The 19,891-nt window shown below is 37.2% G+C and carries 25 protein-coding genes, 1 tRNA gene and 2 pseudogenes; 1 reads left to right on the top strand and 27 read right to left on the bottom strand.

The annotated features are described in order from the left end of the window. Nucleotides 1–4: 4 nt before the first annotated feature. From AC3WTB_RS16235 to AC3WTB_RS16210, 6 genes and pseudogenes are all read right to left on the bottom strand, one after another. The gene (locus AC3WTB_RS16235) at nucleotides 5–154 is read right to left on the bottom strand and encodes a teichoic acid D-Ala incorporation-associated protein DltX (RefSeq protein ID WP_024427820.1); all 150 of its coding nucleotides are present in this window, start codon (nucleotides 152–154) and stop codon (nucleotides 5–7) included. 252 nt (nucleotides 155–406) lie between these two features. Continuing rightward, the gene (locus tag AC3WTB_RS16230) at nucleotides 407–1,675 is read right to left on the bottom strand and encodes a Kelch repeat-containing protein (RefSeq protein WP_423358263.1); all 1,269 of its coding nucleotides are present in this window, start codon (nucleotides 1,673–1,675) and stop codon (nucleotides 407–409) included. A gap of 239 nt (nucleotides 1,676–1,914) precedes the next feature. Continuing rightward, a pseudogene (locus tag AC3WTB_RS16225) lies at nucleotides 1,915–2,130 on the bottom strand (DUF4241 domain-containing protein); the annotation flags it as partial. Nucleotides 2,131–2,146: 16 nt separating this feature from the next. Continuing rightward, nucleotides 2,147–2,338 carry a DUF4241 domain-containing protein gene (locus AC3WTB_RS16220; protein ID WP_404527400.1) on the bottom strand — a complete coding sequence of 64 codons (192 nt, stop codon included), beginning with the start codon at nucleotides 2,336–2,338 and terminating at the stop codon, nucleotides 2,147–2,149. A gap of 15 nt (nucleotides 2,339–2,353) precedes the next feature. Beyond that, nucleotides 2,354–2,557 carry a hypothetical protein gene (locus AC3WTB_RS16215; RefSeq protein WP_404527403.1) on the bottom strand — a complete coding sequence of 68 codons (204 nt, stop codon included), beginning with the start codon at nucleotides 2,555–2,557 and terminating at the stop codon, nucleotides 2,354–2,356. Nucleotides 2,558–2,879: 322 nt separating this feature from the next. Further along, complete coding sequence (locus tag AC3WTB_RS16210) at nucleotides 2,880–3,059, bottom strand: hypothetical protein (protein WP_423358261.1); 180 nt, start codon at nucleotides 3,057–3,059, stop codon at nucleotides 2,880–2,882. 107 nt (nucleotides 3,060–3,166) lie between these two features. Between AC3WTB_RS16210 and AC3WTB_RS16205 the strand changes: the two genes are divergently transcribed. Continuing rightward, nucleotides 3,167–3,682, top strand: coding sequence for a hypothetical protein (locus AC3WTB_RS16205; RefSeq protein WP_404527407.1), 516 nt, complete (start codon nucleotides 3,167–3,169; stop codon nucleotides 3,680–3,682). Here AC3WTB_RS16205 and AC3WTB_RS16200 read toward each other — a convergent pair. The 21 genes and pseudogenes from AC3WTB_RS16200 to AC3WTB_RS16100 form a co-directional block, all read right to left on the bottom strand. Further along, nucleotides 3,670–4,065, bottom strand: a complete 396-nt coding sequence (locus AC3WTB_RS16200; RefSeq protein ID WP_404527410.1) for an HNH endonuclease — start codon at nucleotides 4,063–4,065, stop codon at nucleotides 3,670–3,672. The genes AC3WTB_RS16205 and AC3WTB_RS16200 overlap by 13 nt on opposite strands. Nucleotides 4,066–4,609: 544 nt before the next feature. Continuing rightward, nucleotides 4,610–5,023, bottom strand: coding sequence for a hypothetical protein (locus AC3WTB_RS16195; RefSeq protein WP_492333966.1), 414 nt, complete (start codon nucleotides 5,021–5,023; stop codon nucleotides 4,610–4,612). Beyond that, a complete protein-coding gene (locus AC3WTB_RS16190) occupies nucleotides 4,965–5,189 on the bottom strand; it encodes a hypothetical protein (protein ID WP_404527413.1) in 225 nt (74 codons plus the stop codon). Before AC3WTB_RS16190 ends, AC3WTB_RS16195 begins: the two co-directional genes overlap by 59 nt. Nucleotides 5,190–5,384: 195 nt before the next feature. Continuing rightward, nucleotides 5,385–6,113, bottom strand: coding sequence for a hypothetical protein (locus AC3WTB_RS16185; protein ID WP_423358258.1), 729 nt, complete (start codon nucleotides 6,111–6,113; stop codon nucleotides 5,385–5,387). A 131-nt stretch (nucleotides 6,114–6,244) separates the two neighbouring features. Next, nucleotides 6,245–6,658 (bottom strand): hypothetical protein, encoded by a 414-nt coding sequence (locus AC3WTB_RS16180; RefSeq protein ID WP_404527416.1) that lies wholly within the window; start codon nucleotides 6,656–6,658, stop codon nucleotides 6,245–6,247. A gap of 11 nt (nucleotides 6,659–6,669) precedes the next feature. Beyond that, nucleotides 6,670–7,194, bottom strand: coding sequence for a hypothetical protein (locus AC3WTB_RS16175; protein ID WP_230030483.1), 525 nt, complete (start codon nucleotides 7,192–7,194; stop codon nucleotides 6,670–6,672). An 895-nt stretch (nucleotides 7,195–8,089) separates the two neighbouring features. After that, nucleotides 8,090–8,509, bottom strand: a complete 420-nt coding sequence (locus AC3WTB_RS16170; RefSeq protein WP_404527420.1) for a nucleotide excision repair endonuclease — start codon at nucleotides 8,507–8,509, stop codon at nucleotides 8,090–8,092. 146 nt (nucleotides 8,510–8,655) lie between these two features. Then, nucleotides 8,656–8,913 (bottom strand): annotated as a pseudogene (locus AC3WTB_RS16165) (tyrosine-type recombinase/integrase); the annotation flags it as partial. Nucleotides 8,914–9,032: 119 nt separating this feature from the next. Beyond that, nucleotides 9,033–9,764 carry a hypothetical protein gene (locus AC3WTB_RS16160; protein WP_404527422.1) on the bottom strand — a complete coding sequence of 244 codons (732 nt, stop codon included), beginning with the start codon at nucleotides 9,762–9,764 and terminating at the stop codon, nucleotides 9,033–9,035. Nucleotides 9,765–9,777: 13 nt separating this feature from the next. Then, nucleotides 9,778–10,608 carry an HNH endonuclease gene (locus AC3WTB_RS16155; RefSeq protein ID WP_492333965.1) on the bottom strand — a complete coding sequence of 277 codons (831 nt, stop codon included), beginning with the start codon at nucleotides 10,606–10,608 and terminating at the stop codon, nucleotides 9,778–9,780. A 19-nt stretch (nucleotides 10,609–10,627) separates the two neighbouring features. Further along, a complete protein-coding gene (locus tag AC3WTB_RS16150) occupies nucleotides 10,628–11,443 on the bottom strand; it encodes an abortive infection family protein (RefSeq protein ID WP_368774588.1) in 816 nt (271 codons plus the stop codon). Nucleotides 11,444–12,248: 805 nt separating this feature from the next. Then, a tRNA-Arg gene (locus AC3WTB_RS16145) sits at nucleotides 12,249–12,322 on the bottom strand. Nucleotides 12,323–12,442: 120 nt separating this feature from the next. Continuing rightward, the gene (locus AC3WTB_RS16140; protein ID WP_039180464.1) at nucleotides 12,443–12,967 is read right to left on the bottom strand and encodes a YfcE family phosphodiesterase; all 525 of its coding nucleotides are present in this window, start codon (nucleotides 12,965–12,967) and stop codon (nucleotides 12,443–12,445) included. Nucleotides 12,968–12,981: 14 nt separating this feature from the next. Next, entirely contained in the window at nucleotides 12,982–13,584 is a 603-nt protein-coding gene (locus tag AC3WTB_RS16135; protein WP_162860205.1) for an XTP/dITP diphosphatase, read from the bottom strand. A gap of 10 nt (nucleotides 13,585–13,594) precedes the next feature. Next, on the bottom strand, nucleotides 13,595–14,323 hold the full coding sequence (gene rph / locus AC3WTB_RS16130) for a ribonuclease PH (RefSeq protein ID WP_024427165.1): 729 nt from the start codon (nucleotides 14,321–14,323) through the stop codon (nucleotides 13,595–13,597). 151 nt (nucleotides 14,324–14,474) lie between these two features. Then, entirely contained in the window at nucleotides 14,475–15,536 is a 1,062-nt protein-coding gene (locus tag AC3WTB_RS16125; RefSeq protein WP_492333964.1) for a GerMN domain-containing protein, read from the bottom strand. 100 nt (nucleotides 15,537–15,636) lie between these two features. After that, nucleotides 15,637–16,455, bottom strand: coding sequence for a glutamate racemase (gene racE, locus AC3WTB_RS16120; RefSeq protein WP_099663515.1), 819 nt, complete (start codon nucleotides 16,453–16,455; stop codon nucleotides 15,637–15,639). 7 nt (nucleotides 16,456–16,462) lie between these two features. Then, nucleotides 16,463–16,903 carry a MarR family winged helix-turn-helix transcriptional regulator gene (locus tag AC3WTB_RS16115; protein ID WP_024423206.1) on the bottom strand — a complete coding sequence of 147 codons (441 nt, stop codon included), beginning with the start codon at nucleotides 16,901–16,903 and terminating at the stop codon, nucleotides 16,463–16,465. Nucleotides 16,904–17,052: 149 nt separating this feature from the next. Next, nucleotides 17,053–17,277, bottom strand: coding sequence for a spore germination transcription factor GerE (gene gerE / locus AC3WTB_RS16110; protein WP_003184172.1), 225 nt, complete (start codon nucleotides 17,275–17,277; stop codon nucleotides 17,053–17,055). Nucleotides 17,278–17,483: 206 nt separating this feature from the next. Further along, the gene (locus tag AC3WTB_RS16105) at nucleotides 17,484–18,800 is read right to left on the bottom strand and encodes a CitMHS family transporter (RefSeq protein WP_047202680.1); all 1,317 of its coding nucleotides are present in this window, start codon (nucleotides 18,798–18,800) and stop codon (nucleotides 17,484–17,486) included. A gap of 153 nt (nucleotides 18,801–18,953) precedes the next feature. Beyond that, complete coding sequence (locus AC3WTB_RS16100; protein ID WP_024423208.1) at nucleotides 18,954–19,814, bottom strand: LysR family transcriptional regulator; 861 nt, start codon at nucleotides 19,812–19,814, stop codon at nucleotides 18,954–18,956. Between the last annotated feature and the right edge of the window lie 77 nt (nucleotides 19,815–19,891).

The following is a 19,891-nucleotide window of genomic DNA, read 5'->3' as shown; positions in this document are numbered from 1 at the left end:
CCAATTAAAAATCGTTGTAAATGAATGATCCCGTATTTGCTGTGTGGAATCCGTAAATAAAGAACAATAATAGCAAAATAAGTAAGTAAAAGCTTGTATATCCTATCCATTTTACAGACTTATTTTCTGATAGCTTTTTGAATAGCATATTGATAACCTCTTTTCTTTTGACACTTATAGAGACGCATGGATCATCAAAAGAGTTTCATATCAAACCATAAAATTTTTAAGAATTGCTAAAAAAATGTCGAACCTTGGAATGTCTCTTTTGAGCAAAGCTGTCTTATTGTAACAAAGATTTAATACATTTGAAATGAAATCCGAGCTTAAATTTGCCTTAAAATTGCTGAAAGCTGTTGAGCTAACGCAAAAGCCACCTAGTCGGACTAGATGGCTTCGATTTCAATTACTTCTTATATTTATTGACTTCGAACATGAGAATGTTTTTAAACACTACATAATCCTTTTTACTTTCAAATGGACCTTTGTTATTGTCATGCTCATCAATTTCATAAAAACCTGGTCCTTCTCCGGCATCACGCTTTTTGTACCATGATAGGAAGGCGTTGACTTCTTTCATTGAAAGGTCATACTCTTTCTGTAAGCCATTGACCATTGTGATGACGAGAAGGGCATCGCCGTCTTCATCTGTTGTATCGTCTTTTGGTGGTGTGGTTGGTTCTGGGTCTTTGTCGCCTGGGGTTTCTGTGTTGTTTTCTTGAGGTAATGCTTCTTTTAGAGAGATTGATAAGACAGATTTAAATTTCTCTCTTGCACGAGGCACATCACCATTTGTGTTTTCTTCTCCCCCAATGATATAAAGATTATCATTGACAATAGCAGCGGAATGTCCCTTTCTATAAAAGGTTTTAGGTGTTTGAACACTATACCATGTTCCTAAAATTACATCATGTACCGATAATCTAGCAGTTCCGCCTGTAAGTAAAACTTTATTATTGTAAACAGCTGTCGCATAATACCCCGCTGACCAACCACCTTGCTTTTTCATCCACGTATCTGTGTCAGGATCGTATTCACCGATCATTTTATTTAAAGCCTCTGTCCCTCCAGATAAATATAACTTACCATCTATCTCATTTAACGTTCCGGCAGTCACAATATAATCTAAAGAACTTTTCTTTTCCCATTTTTTCGTGTCTGGGTCATAGCTGTATGTTTTCATTTGATAGTTACCCTCTTTTGCGACAACTAAAATTTTCCCTTTTACACTGCTCGCATATATTCTATATGGTGAGACTTTTGTTTCCAACGGAATATCTTCAAGCTTTTCCCACGAATCATTTTTAGTATTATAAACTTCAACTGTCTTTACTACTCCATCTGTAGACATTCCACCTATAACATATATTTGGTCATTTAAAATCGCCGTAGCAGCCCCATATCTAGGAGTTGGCATTGAAGTTTTACTTGACCATTCATTTTTCTCAGGATCATAAACAAAAGTTTGATCTGCACCTTGTCGTTGAGTTGGCCCCTGACCACCTATGATATATATCTTGCCGTCAACTACTCCACTACTAGCACCAACACGTGCCTCTGGCAAATCTGCTTGTTCTTTCCATTCTACTGTGTCCGCTTTAACTGAATGTAACGGATAAATTAATGACGAGATAAATAAGAAGAATATTAATCCTAATTTTTTCAAGAAAATCACTCCTTAAAATTGTATACCCAACATTTATCGGTTTGTTCATGACTTTCTTCATACTTTTGTTATATTTTTAATAATTTAACACTTTATTATCTAATACCCGATTCACTAATCGTTGTATGTTTATCTATTTTTCTTCCGTTCAAATTTTATTTATTTAAACTTTATCTCCTTCACGATTTCTATAAATACACTATCTTCAGAAACAAATAAAAAACCCATAGTTTCATGGGTTTTTCTCATCAACTCATTATAAGAAAATCCGTCACAAGGCAAGCAGGTTCCCCGTTTTCATCCAGTCCCAAAAAGCTTGGGTACATCCCGTCACCGAAGCCTGTTGTAAACATGGCAATATCTACCTTGTCATGAAAATGGGTGACGAGCCAGTCCCATGTGTGTTTGTAGTTTTGCTTAAGCGCTTCTGCAAATTCTTCATAAAAATAAAAATCTTTGTCCTCTTTATTTCGTTTATTCTCATAAGCTTGTCAAATATAATGCTGATTCCGTATCCATGAAACAGCCCATACCGGTATTCACACCGTAACCGTAAAATTCGTCTTCTTTCAAATGTTTGAGTTCCTGCCCCGCTCTTGTGACAAGCTCCCATTCTACTGCTTGCTCGTTTGTAAACTTGATCATTGCATAGGCTACGCCGTTCGTCTCCACTTTCTAACCGCTTAATTACAAGTAGAAGAGAATATTTCCCTTGAGCAACCTTCCTCGTAAAAGATTGGTCACCTTCTGAAACAAAGGATCACAGGCAACGATATGACCGCTCGTGATCTCTAAATGGCCTATTTGTTTTACAAATAATTGCTTACCTTCTGAGCGGTTTGTTGTCTCTCCATTTTCATATAGTAGGTTTGTTGGATTGATATTGTACACCCTAGAATTCCCCCTTACTCGTTTCATATTCTCCTTCTACTATACACCTTAATTTTTTAAGTTAGAGAAAGAATGTTCTTTCTATTTAACATTAATCTCTGCGGTGTCTGTTTCATTAGTTGAAAATAAATGGTGAATAATTGCGCTTGAGTTGACCTTTGGGAAAATTGATCAGGCTTAGATAAACCTTGGATAACTGAGCAGGAGATTCGTAAGGCTGTTAAGAAGCTTGTCTTAATTAATGTTGTATTAGAATGAGATAAAGAGAAGAAAAAATGAAGGTTCATTAAAAAACGCCCTTCCAGTGGGAGGGGCTGTGTAATTAACTATTTTCTTTGGAGTATTTTTTTATCAATGATTCACTAATCCTGCTTACGATATAGATCGCAACTGCTAAAATTAGCATCAACGGAAACATACCTAAACGATTATCTGCAACATAAACAATGATCCCCACAATGATAGCTACTACGATTGCCATTAAAAAATGCTTCACCGCCATCTCACCCCTTTGTTTAAATCATATACATTTTATTACATAAAAGTTGGAATTAAAACACTTTTTTGATTATAATGAAATAAATTACATTTTTTACAAAAAGAAGGTTGATGAAAATCTTTAGATCTTTGTTTCTTGTTAGTTTGTCTTTGGTGTTAATGCTTTCTGTCAGCAGCACTCCTTTATTGGCGCAGCAGAATGAAGTGATTTCTAAAAATCAAATAAACTATGAACCTTCCCTATATGTTACTAATGAGAACTTATTAAATAATGAATTGGAAGCTCGAGCAAAATGGGACGGACAATTCTCATCTAATTACACTATACCTTCTTATGTAGTTGCATCAGCTGCCACCTATGGGATGTTTCATCTTACAAGATACTTAACCGCAACTTTACAGCTTGGACCTGCTGCAGCTGCTGCGTTTGCTGGGATGGTATCTGGTTATGTCTCGGCAAAAGGTGAAATAAAATTAAAAGCAGTACAAAAGTATAGATGGATTAAGAAGTATACTAAAGCTGAATACCAAGCAACCACAAAAATATATGTTAACGGCAAATACAAAACAACCACAACAAAAAAATGGATCTCGGAAGTAGATACTAACATCGATCATGTTAAATAACAAAAAAGTCCCTTCATTATTATGGAAGGGCTTTTCAGTTTACTATTGTTACCCATCGTGATATTCAGAAGCAGACGTGATATACACATGCTTTCAAGGTTGTTTAAGTCTAATTCCAATATGTGATGAACCATGTCAGTAGGTATGAAACGCTCTAGTTTTAAACAGCTTTGACAAAGGTAATTGTCTCGCATTAGAACAAGTTGTCTTGTCTGTTCCCATTCTCGTGATTTATAGAAACTTGTTGATTGTTTATCTCGAACATGTTTGTTGTAATACTTCGCTTCCTGTTGCTTGCCATCAGCATGGGTAGGCCAATAACCATCCCTTGTTAACTCCCTGCCCCCTCGCACCTTACACTCTCTCAATGGTTTAAGTGGCATTGGATTCACCAGCTTCCCTCTGATCTATCATTGCAAACAAAACATAGGCATGAAGATGCCCTACTTTCTGTACGGCATAAAACTACCTGTACTCCCTTTGATATGATGCTAGATAGGATCGAGCTGCTTCATAGGGCAGAGTCTGGCTGACATGTAGGAGGCTGGCTATAGCTTGCCTATCCCTCACACCGTAAGAACCGAGCATGCCTAACCCCCTGATGATCTCCCCATCTGTCCATATGCATCCCCTTTTATTAAGTGCTTTAAGTCCGTTATACAATTGGTCTGTCCTTATTGCGTGTCCAATTGCTGTGTTAATGATTAGTTCCCTGAGTGAGTCGTCCACCTTGTGTCCCTCCCCAAAATAAAAAAGCACCAATAAGGTGCCTTTCTTTAACTTATGTAAAGATCATTGGAAATCTTTTTTCATCTAGCTCTTTTGCAACATCAAGTAATACTTTTGAAAATTCTTTACTTTCTAGCTCACGCCCTTCATCTACTTCCATCTTTAATCTTCTCCATTCAGCTTTCAGAATAACATTTTCTATGTACACAACATCCAAAATAATTCATCAATTATATCATCATTATATTTTTCATAGATATCATTAGGTACTATAGAAAGTAATTCAAAAATTTCTTTGTGTTTCAGAAAAAGTTTTTTAGATACTATTTCAGCAGGATTTAAAATTAACGTTAATTTACCAGCGTTGTGAGCTATTTTGACTTTACACGATTCTAACCTTTTAATCCTCTCACAGGTTAAATCTTCCCCATCTACTAACTTATTCATCTCAATTCTTATCAAATAAATTGAATCGTTATATTCTGTCATTGTTTTTCTAAGATCTTCAATCCATTTTGCTCTGTTCTTACTTACAATTTCTATATACCTATTCTTATCCAGCGCTTTTAAATTTTGCTCTCCGAATTGATTTAGACATAGCAACTGAAGCATTTGAAGCTTTTTTTGAAATAACACCTACAATAATTGATCCAATTAATGCAATCAAAGGGGCTATTAAGCTTCTAAAATCAAATTCATTTGTGGTTTCTACTTTTGGGTTAGCTTCCAACAAAATAAATAAATTCGAAATTCTTTTAACTATTAATTCTATATTCATATCTACCTCCATTTTTTATATCGACATGAAATAAACATTTATAACACTCCAGATAAAATGTAAAAAAAAGCGACCTCCTCAATGAAAGCCACTCTCAATTTATTTCCTAATACCATCATAACCGCTCTCAGACAAAATGCTTTGCCAAGATCGTGCCAAAAGTGTGCCATTATTTAAATTTAAAATATGTTTCAATTATCTATATCTAATCGGACCAATATATACATGTTCTTCACTGTCATCATGATGAAACAATACGTAGCCCTTACTCCTCATAAAACTCAACATATTTTCAGAAGTTTTTTCGCCATATTTTGATTCAACCTTAGCCAAAAATTCGGAAACTTTAACACTGAATACACTTTCATCCGGATATAATGTTTCAATTACATCCTTGTAAATATTGGTGACTGTAGACATCTTTATATTAAATAAAGAATTTATACTTTTTGTAGTTCTTAATTTTGAATCTAGCTGTGATGTTTCTCTAGAGATATCTCTTAGAGCCACATCCAAATCACTTTTATCTATTGTTTCCTTACTTAGTAATTCTTTTAATCTTTCTTCTGTCAAATCTTTGAATTCAGAAACCGAAGATAGCATTTCTTCTCTAAAATTGCTTAAAAAATCTAATGTTTCAATTGATTTTTCTAAAGCTTCATCTGAAGCTTGTTGATTTTCCATTAATTTTTCAGCGGTTTCTTTGATATCAATGATTGACTGCCTTTGACCAGCAACATCAACTAATGTCATTAAAATAGCTATAACAGCTAAAATTATAGAAATTCCTGTAGCCATAACATTAACTTGATTTCCCGCATCTTTATTATCACCAAACGCTAACACTAATGTAAAAGTAATGATTAAGAGCGCAATAATAGTAGTGTATACAAAATGTCCAATTCCTATTTTTTTATCTAACACCATAATTCCCCATTCTTTTTTTAAATACATTATATAACTGAAATAGTCATTTATCTACACAATCATTATGTCAAATTAGCACAATAAATTTTTCAAGCAAAATAAAAAAAGCATTCAATAATTGAATGCTTTTATCCAGTAGTAAGAAACTCTCCAGAGTCCTTAGACAAGTGATATAAAAATGAGCTATCTATATCTAATTTTTTTGTTTGTTTTTTAGCTTTTTTCCTTTTCTTATAACTAACTATCTTTTCACTCTGGATACTTACTCTGTAGGCTTCTCTTTCAAGAATAATTTCAATTAATTCTCCTAAATATATCGGGTAATTGATTATACGTTTTGAAATCACTTTCGCTAATTTCCAGTTACCTTCAAAAATGTTTTTTATAAGATGAACTAAATGTAAAAACAGAATTAGTCCCGGAAGTATTATGACACCTTTAAGATTACTAAGGATTATGTTATTTTGTTTGAACTTTTCTCTAGTGCCAAGGATTAAGGCTAAATAAAATGAAAGTAAGGCAAAACATACAAAATACATCATCTCACAACCTCCTAATCATTAGCTGTTCCCGTTCTTGACGTTCTAGGTCTAGTGCTACGCTTCCTTGAGGGTCTATTTTTTTCCTTGTTGTAAAATTCTACTCTCTCAGCATTTGTTTCATTAAGTTTCTCGATATTTTCTCTATAAGCATTTCTTATCTGTACTCGACTTTTCATTTCCTCAGCTGAACTAAAGGTAATCCAATCAATAATAGATGCAATTGGGAAAGTAACCATCACAATAGCCAAGCCCCATTTTAACCAAGTCTGTTTAACAAAACTAACATCAATACCACTCATATGTAACCCTAAGAAAAGTGCCACTAAAATTATTGATCCCCACATACAAATAGCAACTCTTAGCCGATTTGTTCTAGTTACGGGTTGTTGATTATAATAATCCAATGCAAATGGTAGCACAAATAAGGCAAATGTATTTAAAATTGCAGTTTCGCTATCAACGTTATTCAGAGTACCACATAATACCAAGTACACTACCCATGAATAACACATTCTAAAACCATAAAAATTATCCAACCCCAACCTCAACACCTTGAACAATATGTCTTTATAATTATTTTACCACATAATGTATTTATTTCAACATCATTGTTTTTTAAGCATCCTTAACTTTCAAGGGCTTTAGTCCATATATATTCTTTAAATTAGGAGAAAAGTAAACTTATTAAACCTTTTTAATTTATTTTTTAAATTCTCCAGGTACAATTCCAATTATTTGATTTGTAAATAAAACAAAAGTGTTCACTTTATAAGTATTAATTCCTTGGCTGAGAGTAACATCCTCTAAATAGATAGCAAAGTTTTGCTCTTCCTCCATGATTACCTTATAAGTAAAATCCGTAACAGCGTAAGCATTAATTTGATTTTCCTCTATATGTTTTTAATAATTCATTATCAAAATCTTCATCCTCAAAATTTGCATTAACTTCAAACTCTTCCTTCAATCCTCCCGCAGCTTGTGAAAAAAGTTAATATTTTATTTGTCTGTTCCCCGTTTAAGTCATTAATCAATTTGATATATGTAGATAAACTTGTTATATATTTATTTAAACTCATACATGCACCTCCAACTTTAATATCGGAAAAACACATTATATTTTAAGACTTCGCAAAATTTGTCGAACGAAAAACGACTCCGTAATGGAAGTCGCTCTCAATTTATCACCTAATACCATCATAACCGCTCTCAGACAAAATGCTTTGCCAATATCGTGCCAAAAGTGTGCCTTTTTCAAATCAATATAATTCAGGTTCATTATAATAATAAAATTCATCCTCTAATGGCCTTTCGCATTTTGTACAATGCATCCAGTAACCCCATTCTCCATTTACCGTATAAACTCCTGGATTATCCTGACACTTGCAGAAATCTTCTTCTTTAAACAAAGTAGTCCCTCCCACCATTTTCACATTAAAGTCCAAACTGATCCATTGACTCATCAATTCTCTTCAGCTTCTCCAAACTACGCTGCTTAGCTTCTTCACTTAGAAATACATCATCGAACCTTGAAGTTTTATAGGTATATGCCTTTTCAATATTTAATTTAGGTTTCAATATATTGATTATGTATGTTTCATAGATGTCTCTTTCCGTTTCATCATCACAAAAGAAACCACTCACTTCATAAAAGTTATGAGCCACATCTTTCAGCGATGTTGTCCCTGCGAAATGACCTTTCACTCTTCCTCTCAATTCTTTCGCCTTACCAACATACAAAACGTCATCGTTACATCCAAAGATGATATATATCCCGCTCCGATTCGGGATGTTGTGCAGTTCATCCTTTTTAAAACTGAATATCATTTGAGGAATTTCAATCTTTATAGACATCAATATTTCTCTCCTTATCACTACACCATAACACATAGCGTGTTGTACTCGCGAAATCGCTGTAATGCTTGATACATAAAGGTATTTCTAAGCCTCTTTAACGACTGCACTCTAAGATATTTTTTGGTGCAGTAATATTTTAACAATTATATCTTAAACTTCATCATTGCGTAATCCATATTGTCTTGATTAATTCCGATGTACCTCAATGTGAAATCTGGACTAGAATGATTGAATATTTCTTGCAGCATGGCCACATCCTTTGTCTGTTTATAAAAATGGTAGCCGAAGGTCTTCCTTAATGTGTGCGTGCCTATTTCAGTAATGTTCACTTGTTCTGCCGCTTCTCTAAGAATGCGGTATGCCACTGATCTATCTATAGCTTTATTTTTCCCTTGCCTGCTTAGAGCAAAGTCAGCACAAATTTCATAATTATACATTTCTACGGCGTGCATGTAGAGCATAATCAAGATGCGGCGTTCTTCTTGCATAGAACGATTAAAGAGAGAAAATAGTCTTACATTTAATCAATTGTCACAATAGGATTTAAGTGTTCAGGAAAGTCTTCCCAAAATCCAATTAATGCTTTTGTGTATTCCTCAAAACCAACCTTCTCAATGTCGAAAACAATCTCACCATTGGTTGTTAGCTCTACGTCCATTATTCTCTCGTCACCAAAGTAACCTTTTAAGAACAAGTCTGGATTCTTTTTATACAACCTATTAGCAGAACGTCCGTCTCCGTGTTTGTATGTGTTCACAAGATCAGCTAATAGTTCAACCGTTTCCCATTGAGAAGTCTTAGTCAAATCGTAATTCAAAAACTCATAGGCTTCTTTTATTTGACGCATATTAAAACCAAACTTTGAAAATTCCTCTTTTGTTCTAATAGGACTTGTTCTATGGTTTAGCTCCGAATAAATAAATCCTCTCAATTGCTGCTCAAAAATTTGATATGCTGTTGCTAACAACGATAATTGGAAATTGTATTCCATGAGTTTTTCAGCTTTGGAATACTCGTAAGATTCCATTTCAATTTGGTCAAAAATGTGACTAGGGTCAACGATTTCATAATTGTAGGCAGTTCCGTATTCTTCAGCCAATCTTTCTTTATAATCATTTGCAGAACCTTCAATATCATTAAAAAGGGTCTCCATTGTTGTACCGAACTTTTCTTGCAATTTTTTATAAATTAAAATGAATTGCTCTCTTTTATGTTTAGGTAACCACACGTTCAACTGAACCTGTTCGCTCATTCGTTCTCCCTCCTTACACTTTATCTGGCTTATCTAAATTCCAATACGGTGCATTTACCGAACTACTCGCAGTCGACCTTGCTCCTTTTGAAGTGTTACATGGTTGACACAACAACTGAAAGTTGGAAGCGTCATTGCTGCCATACAAGTCCAATGGAACAATATGGTCAATGTGCTTTGTGTTTTGTGTTCTGATCAAGTTGGAAAGGTCACAACGACATGCTGGATTTGAGCAAGTTCCTTTGTCTCGATAAAAAACAGCTTCGGTCAACCATTTCGGAAAGTAAACTCGTTTAATCCGTTTCTTACTTGTAACATACGCTGGATATTGCTCCTCAATTTCGTCCATGTGTTTTTGAATAAATGCAGAAAGCTCCAAATGAAAATCATGCAAGAACTTTCTATCCTGAAAAATAAATTGAAATGCTGCGTGAACAATCAGTTCATCAATTTCTTCTTGGTGTTCATTTATGTAGTCCATTAGCTGTTCAACAATATCTCTACAATTACATTCTTCATGATATTCGTCTTTACAACTTTTAAAGACTGGAGTCGGTATGTTTGGTTGCAAGTTTACTCCTTCAAGTGTTCTCACCATGAAGTTATAAATCCATTCTAGCTCGTCGACGTTTTTATATATTTTGTCCAATTCATCTTCAATGTCTTGAAAGAAGTACAAATAGTGATGAATTGCCGTCATTTTATTTGGTTTAACAATACTCTCAATAATTTCGTCTTTGAAACAAGAAAATGCTTCTGAACTATAATCCCAAAAATTCGAAACAGCTAATCCTGCTAAACCAATACCAGAACTGAGAGCTAAATGTTCGTCTTTTGCTGCCATAAATTCCTCACCTCTTTGCTCACTTAGTTGAAGGAGTCTTTCTACTGACCAAGTATGTTTCTAAAAGATAAATACAAAGTGTTCCACTTAAATTGATTGCAAATTTTGCGTGTCGTTCACTTGGCTTATAATAGATTTTCCCCTTACCGTGTGAGTCACCGTAAGCATTTCTCAATGCTCCAAGTCCTGTTACAACCCCATTAATTGAACCAAGAACTTGTTTAAAAATTTCTTCACCATGTTGGTCTGGAGACATATTAAGCAATTGAGCAACCTTCTTATATAATTGGTTCAAGTTGTCCGTTTCTTTATATTCTTCTCCAATGTCGTCTAGAATCCATTTCAATGTACTTTCAACCATTGCTCTTGTTGCAGTAATTGCGTCTTCTGGATCAGTCTTTGCTTGACTTAAAGCTCTATTCCAATCATTCTCAACGTGTTGAATGTTGTACTCCCCAGTGAAGCTCTCAAGTTCATGTGGAATGAATGTAGAGTTTTCATATTGAACCTTCCCATTTGCAAAAGCATAGCCATCGCGTTCTAACAACTTTACAAATTGCTTCCAAGTTGTATCGTTTTGAAAGTATTCGTTTTCTTCATTTTCGAGGTAGAACATTTCGATTACATTGAACAATTTTCGTAGATCGCTAGGATTATTTAAATTAATAGAAGAAACGTAAGAGTCAGCAAGTAAACGTCTTTGTCCACTTAAAGTGGAAACATGATTTTCAGCTTCAAAAATGTATTCACATTCAAAAAGCTTTTGAATGGTTGCAAGTGTGCCGTAGCCTGTTAGTAAGTCATAAAAAGTGTGGATTGTCCGTTTATTTAACAAAAGTATTCCCCCAATCTCTATCTCCAACATATAATTCAAATTATTACAAAAAAGGACACTTTAGGCTAGTAGTTTACAAAGAAAAAAGCTCTCCACAAGGGAAAGCTTTAAATTTTCACCAATAGATATTTATTTTCAGTAAAGTTCACTATCTCTCCAATACAACTCTCTTGGTTATCCCTAGTTGGTCTAATTCCGTCTATATAAATGTCTACTAATGCTTTAGCAAGTATTTTTATATTTGGTTGATTTAATTCAAGCATGGAAAGTAATATTTTTATTTCTCGATCAGTTTCTCTTTTTTTACTAGATTATCGACTTTTATTTTGAGATTGTTCAAAAAATCAACTTCAATCCAAGCATTATTAAAACAACGGCTGAAAAAAGCCTTCAGGCATTTTAGCCGAGTTAATTTTGTTTGATTGCTAACATTCATAGAAGACAACCATAAATAAATATGGTCTGCTGTCAATTCCTCAATTACTTTTACTCCAGCGAATTCATTGAAATGGTTCACATGAAGCTCTTAAATACTTAATGTGCGTTCTCTTAGTCCTGCTACCTTCATTTGACGAAGGACAGCTGCAAGTACTTTTTCTACTGGATAACCTTGCATAACTTTGCACTCTTGTTTTGCGTTGAAAATGTCAGAAAGATCAGTTTTCACAGTTAATGTTTTTTTCTTTTTGAAATAAAAAATAAACCTCCTAATTTGTTTGTTGACCGATTCTTCGACCGTTTCAACTAACGAATTAAAAGGCTTATACAATACGGCATTAACACCGTTTATATGTAAGTATTATGACGTCCCAGGAGAGATTCGAACTCCCGACCGACGGCTTAGAAGGCCGTTGCTCTATCCTGCTGAGCTACTGGGACATGTTGTTATGTAGTGTGCTGTGGTGTATTACCTCAGCGACAAGATTTATTATATTACTATTGTTCTTTAAAGTCAACGGTTTTTCGAAAGTTTTTTCATAAGGGGCAAATGCTGCACCCTTATGAAATACCTTCCAATGTGACAGTGTTTTCGAGGTCTTGTATGACCTGACCTTCGTCCGTGAAAAACTGTACGTTTGCTTCGCTTCCATCTAGTGTCAGTATAGCATAGCTGCGCTCTTTTCGCACTCTTGGCAGGTGCACGCTGCCTGGGTTAATGAGGAGTTTTCCTCTTAGCAGTTCACTGCCCGGGATGTGCGAGTGGCCAAAGCAGATAATGTCTGCGCCTAGCTCTTCTGCACGGTAGTAGACTTGAAGTAAGGATTGTTTGATGCCATGCAGATGTCCGTGAGTGAGAAATAGTTTTCCGCCTCCATCAAGTGGGAGCAGGAGCTCTTCTTCAAAATCGCCCATAAAGTCACAATTTCCTTTGACGACTTTGTATCCTTCGAGTGCTGGGTGGTTCGTTTCGAGTTCTGAATCTCCGCAGTGGATCATCATGTCGACTTCAGCCTCATGCCGTTTGGCAATGGTTTGAAGTTCGTCTGTGAGTCCATGACTGTCACTAATAATGAGTATCTTCATGGCTTCATTCCCCCTTATTCATTTGCGTCTAGCAGTGATGAAAGCTTTTGAAGCGCGACCGCTCGATGGCTGATCTTGTTTTTCTCCTCTGGTGATAACTCGGCCATCGTCTGGTCTTTGTCTTTGACGATGAAAATTGGGTCGTATCCGAAGCCATTTTCGCCGATTGGTTTTTCTGCAATGAAGCCTTCTACTGATCCTTCTACCGTTTTTGTTTCTTTTCCCGGTATGCTGACAGCAAGGGCACATCTGAATCTGGCTGTGCGGTCTTCTTTTTCAATGCCTTGAAGTTCGCTCAGCACTTTTTCCACATTCTCCGCATCATCTTTATGCTCACCTGCGTATCTCGCTGAATACACGCCAGGTTTCCCGCCTAGATAATCAATCGACAGACCGGAATCGTCTGCAATGACCATTTCACCTGCTTTGGCTTGAATGGCCTCCGCTTTGATGATGGCATTTTCTTCGAAGGTTTGTCCTGTTTCTTCAATCTCTTCAGTAAAGCCAATGTCTGCTAGTGTTTTGACCGTGAATCCTTTTGGCTCAAGAATGGCTTTGAATTCTTTCGCTTTGCCCGCATTGTGCGTTGCAATGATGGCTGTTTTCATCCTGATCAAACCCTTCTCTTTATTCGATGACTTCTCCTGTTACTGCTTTTTGCTTTTCGATTAATTCTTTGATGCCCTTTTCGGCTAAATCAAGCAGTCCGTTTAGCTGTTCTCTTGAGAATGTCGCTTCTTCACCTGTGCCTTGAAGTTCAACAAAACGGCCAGCGCCTGTCATGATGACATTCATATCTACTTCAGCAGAAGAATCTTCTTCATAGTTTAAATCTAACAGAAGACCTTGCTGAGAATCAATTCCGACGGATATCGCCGCTAAATAATCAGTAATCGGATTTTCTTTGATGACTCCTTCAGCTCGCAGCTTTTGAATCGCGAGTGTCATGGCAACAAAAGCACCTGTGATGGACGCTGTGCGTGTACCACCGTCTGCTTGAATGACATCACAATCAATCCAAATCGTGCGTTCGCCAAGCTTTTCTAAGTCAACGACTGCGCGGAGTGCTCGTCCAATTAAACGCTGAATCTCCATCGTACGTCCTGTGACTTTTCCTTTAGATGATTCTCTTATCGTTCTTTGTGCAGTTGCTCTTGGAAGCATGCTATATTCTGCTGTAATCCAGCCTTTTCCTTCTCCTCTTAAAAAAGGAGGTACGCGGTCTTCGATCGATGCGTTACAAATCACCTTCGTATTTCCCGCTGAGATTAAGACAGAGCCTTCTGGGTGCGTGATGTAGCCTGCCTCTATTTCAATTTTTCTCAATTCGTCATATTGTCTTTCATCTAATCTCATGTTTTACCTCCGTTACGATATACATTCCGCGCGTATGCCAGCGGGGTTCTCCTACTAACTTTGACAACCTCGGCTTGTTCTAACCGCTCGGAATAAAAAAGAGGCAGCGAATATGCATGCCTCTTTTTCTCCATTATATCAATGTGTGACGTTAAAAACTACCTGTATTCACTTGTTCTGGTCGTGAAACCGGCTTTGTGAGCTCTGCTCCTTTTTCGTTCACAAGCTCAGCCTTGCCGTTGACCTTAACAGATACGCTTTTGACGTCCGGCAGCTCGGTTAATGTGAGCACAATGCTATCAAGAACTTTTTGTGAAATGACCTTTTTCTTTTCATCTGCACTGCCAAAAATAGATTCGTTGAAATCAAGTGTCACATGTCCATCTTTTACTTTTGGTACATCATTCAGCTTCACATCTTGGTCAAAGTCTGTAAGCAGATGGCTTTTTTTGCTTGGTCCAGAGACGAGCTCATCAATTGCTGCTGTAATCGGATCATCCTCGTCTTTTGGTGCTCTTGTGGTGACCGGAACGTAGTAGGTCTGTTCATCAGATTCAGCTAAATAGTAGACAGTAACAGGCTTTGTTGAAGTCATATCAGCGGCAGCCTCGTGCTGAATATTAATCCCGTCTTCTCTGCTTAAATCATCTGAGATAGGTGTACCTTTCACTGGCATTTCTTTTAGTTCATGTCCATTCATCTTCAATTTGACTTTGGCTATGGAATCAAACTGCGTTAACGTCCAAGTAACAGATTGCAGGATTCGCTGTTCGTCTTCTTTTTTATAGTTTTTAAATTCATTTGAAAAATCCACAATAGCCGTTCCATCTTTAATATCGACAGATACGCTCGTGTCAGCAGGTAACACTGCTCTGAATCCATTCGGCATTAGGTTAGAAATAGGTCCCCCGTCCACGAGATATTCAAGGGTTTGTTTGGCACTTCCTTCATTTTTCGGCAGCGGAATGGATTGAGATACGACATACCCGTTTTTATCAATTAAATATAATTCTCTCATCACCGTATCTGCCTGCTTCTCTTCTTTTCCTTCTTTGGCTGTTTGTTTGTCTTCTTTATTTTCTTTCACATATGTGACGTTTTGTGGTGGATCAATCTCTGTTTTCGCTTGGTCTGTTTGAAACAATCCGCATCCTGACAAAAGCATGGCTGACGCGATACACGTAACAGCTGCTGTAGATCCTTTTTTCAGCATACTTCACCCTCCTCTAGTAGTTTGTACTACTATGTATACGAGCTCCCCCCGAGGATTAGACCCTTTTCATAAAAAAATAACCCGCTTCAAGTAGAAGGGGTTATTGCTGATAGATGTGTTCAAGTGACACGGTTTCGACCTTTCCTGGCAGGTAGCCAAACCAGTCACGAGCGATGTTTTGGAAATTTTGCTGCTGTCCTGTTGTGTAAAATGTATGGACAGGTGCTTCTTTAGAGGTATTTAACAGCCCTTTATATGAAAGAATCGTACTCGCTTCTCTCGCTGTCTCATCCCCTGATGAAATGATGTTTACTTCACTGCCCATAAAGCGCTGAATCGGCTCTTTTAAAATCGGATAGTGTGTGCAGCCAAGAATAAGTGTATCAATTCCTGTTTCTTTCATTGGTTCAAGGGAGTCTTTCACCACTGCCTCTGCTGTCTGATCTAAAAAAGTACCGCTTTCCACAAATGGGACAAGGAGCGGACACGCCAGACTTTGAACCGTTAGACCTGCTTTTAGTGACAGTAGCGCTTCTTTGTATGCCTCGCTTTTGATCGTATTGACGGTGCCAATAACGCCAATGTGCTGATTGTTTGTCACCTTGATCGCTGTACGGGCGCCGGGCTGAATCACGCCAATGACCGGAATATCAAGCGTTGCTTTGATTTCGTCCAGTGCAATCGCCGTTGCTGTGTTGCACGCTATGACGAGCATTTTAATATGGTGGTGTTTTAATAAGTAGTGCGCCATTTCCCAAGTATATTGAAGAACTTCTTCTTCTTTACGAGGGCCATATGGACATCGTTTTGTATCGCCTACATAAATGATGTTTTCTTTTGGCAGTTGTCTCATGATTTCCTTTGCAACGGTTAAACCGCCGACGCCGGAATCAATGACGCCGATTGGTTGATCCAACAAAATCGCCTCATTTTCTTTTCATTTGCTGCTGTAGTTTCGTTAAGGATTGGTTGAAAACGATGGCTTCTTCTTCTGAGAAAGCCCCTAGAAGTTCACTGACGTATTCTTGGCGTTTAGCAATCACTTCTTGAATGATCCTCTCGCCTTCAGGCAATAAATGAATGCGAACCACGCGGCGATCAGATGGATCTTTCACCCGTTCGACAAGTTCACTTTTTTCCATTCTATCAATTAAATCAGTGGTTGTGCTGCAAGCCAAATACATCTTTTGTGACAGCTCACCTATTGTCATATCTCCGAATTCATAAAGCCACTGAAGCCCGATGAATTGTGGAGGTGTAATCGTATATTGATTCAGGATTTCTCTGCCTTTTTGCTTAATAATTGCAGCAATGTGGCGCAATGATTTTTCAATCTCTGCAACATGGCCAGACTCATTCGTTTCCATTTTATTGATACCTCACTATAGCATCTCACTTTGATTAAAACGTACATGTCTATTTTCCTCGTTTTTCAAAGAAAATGCAAGAAGAGACTCATGGAAACCATATAGAAATAACCGGTTCCTTCCCGATATGGAAGGAAAACCGGCTGACTTTAGAGCTCTAGCTCACCCATACGCAGAAGCTCGACTACGGCCTGTGAGCGGCCTTTAACTCCTAGCTTTTGCATGGCATTCGAAATATGATTTCGAACAGTCTTTTCGCTAATAAAAAGCTCGCTTGCAATTTCTTTTGTTGTTTTATCTTGGACGAGCAATTCGAATACTTCTCTTTCTCTTTTGGTTAATAGCGGCTTGGATTGAAACTCTTTCTCCTTCAAGTATTGTAACCCTCCTTGCTAAGGTGAGAGCTCTAGTCTCTATAGAATGGGATTCTGTATAGTCGAGATATCATATGCCGGGTACCTGAGGTAGGTGACGTTAAAATCAAGAAATCCCGCATATCAGCGTCCAATTTACTGCGCTTTCAGCCACGCAAAAAAGGACGAGTCTCCTCACCGAGACATCGTCCTTTTTTACGTGGTATTTAAAAGATTGTAATGGCGCCTGTTAACAATGCAATAAGTGTTGTAAAAAGGGCAGTTAACACGGTCCATAGGAGTGCGTATTTTTGCAAATCACCAATATCTTTGTTCAGCATACCAACAAGCAGCAGCGTTGAAGCCACAAGTGGGCTCAGTAAGTGGACAGGCTGTCCTATGATAGAAGCACGTGCAATCTCCACCGGATCAATCCCGTAAGCTGCGCCGGCTTCAGCCAAGATCGGCAGCACCCCGAAATAGTAAGCATCATTTGAAAGAATAAATGTAAATGGCATACTCGTCAAAGCAACAATCAGCGGGAAAAATGAGCTGTAGGAATCTGGAATCATGTAAATGACCAAATGGGCAATGGCCTCAACCATCTTTGTTCCTGAGAAGATCCCTGTGAAAATTCCTGCTGCAAATACAAGTGTGATAACCGTTAATGCGTTTCCTGCATGCGATAAAATTCGCTCACGCTGATCTTCAACCTTTGGATAGTTAATCATGAGAGCGATGACAAATCCAATTAAGAAAAGTACAGGAATTGGGATGATATCCATGACTAGTGTGACCATGACAGCAATTGTAAGGAAGAAGTTAATCCAAATCAGATTCGGCCTTTTGATATCGGCTACTCCATCCTCAATTGACGCAGCCAATTCAGGAGAAATGGACGGCTCTTCTTTGTACTGAATCTCTGCAATCCCAATCCGTTTTCTTTCTTTTTTTCCAAGTACGTAAGCAGTAAAAAGTATAAAAAGACCGCCTCCAACCATCGTTGGGAGTAATGGAATGAAAAATTCGCCTGCATCTAATCCAAGCGCCGCGATAGCACGAGTAGCTGGGCCGCCCCATGGCGTCATTCCGCTCATAATTCCTAATGATAATAATGAAATTGTTCCTAAAATTAATGGGTTCATCCCAATTCTTAAGAAAAGTGGCAGCATAGCTGATACGGTAATCATATACGTTGTTGTTCCGTCACCATCTAATGCAACAAGCATAGACAAAATCGCTACCCCAAAAGCAATTTTGACAGGATCACCTTTTACAATACGTAGAATGAGTTTAATCAGAGGATCAAACAATCCAGCATCCAGCATGACACCGAAGAATAAAATCGCAAATAACAATAAAGCAGCTGATGGTGCAACAGTTTTCAGTCCATCAAGCATCATGTCCCCTAATCCTTTGTTAAAGCCACCGATCAATGCAAATATGATAGGTACAACGGTTAGAGCCACCACCGGATGCATACGTTTAGTCATAATGAGAAATGTAAATGTCAAGACCATCAAGATCCCTAAAATAGCTAGCACTTTATATCCCTCCATCCTCTTCTTTACATGATCTGCAAGCGCCCCCTTGCACTTGCGATCTATATGTTAGCGCTTTCTATTTCAAGGATATAATAGCTTTTTTTATAATGAAAATATCGATTTTTTCGTATATTCAATAAATTTCTTTTATAATCAACCTTGCTGATTTCTTAAAAACTCAATGAACGCTTTCACAACAGACAAATGAAGTGAGTCTGGCTGGTACATGAGCCATGTATCTCTTAAAACAGGCTGTCCATCTTTATACGAAAGACCTTTTACAAATAACTCATCACTTGGTCTGAGGCAAATTTCTGGGACAATGGCATAGCCTAAACCATGCTTCACCATCTCTTTTGATGTATCCTGACGGTCTGTCTCCATCGTGACAAGCGGAGGCATTGTGAAAGTTTCCTGCCACCATCTGTTAATCAGCCGTTTCAATGAACTGTCTGTATGATAGTCAATGAGCGGCAGATTCGGGAGATCCTTTAGCTGGATTTCTGATTTTGAAATGATGCAAAGACGCTCTTTATCGAGCAAAAAGCGCTCTCCATTCCAGTCATAATCGCCTCTTAAAATCCCTAAATGCACACTTGATGTTCCTAATAAATCCATTACCTTTGTGCTCCAGCCTGTGTTGACCATAAATTGAACATGTGGATACTGCTTAGAAAATTCTTTTAATATTTCTGGCAGTTTATACTGGGCAAAGTTACTTGAGACCCCTAACCGAATCGTTCCTTTGACCTTTTTTTGCATATTGAGCATACCATCTTTTGTTTGCTGCAGCTGTTTGAGCATGTCATTTGCATATTTAGCCAAGTATTCGCCCTCTGATGTAAATTCAATTCCTCGTTTTCTTTTAAAGAAAAGCTTCATATCAAACTCCTCTTCAAGCTGTTTTAATCGATAGCTTAAGGCAGGCTGAGAGACAAATAATTTTTCTGCCGCTTTTGTGATGTTCTTTTCTTCATAAAGTACCTTTAAAAACCGCCAATCTTTTTCATCCATTGTTTGTCCTCCTTTTTTACTAATTATAAAATAATTTTATTGATTTCTCTTAAAATAATGTATTTAACTTATTTCTT

It is taken from the genome of Bacillus sp. EB106-04-04-XG123 (assembly GCF_058791855.1).
The sequence above is the reverse complement of the archived record's forward strand: the minus strand, read 5'-3'. Positions and strand labels throughout refer to the sequence as shown.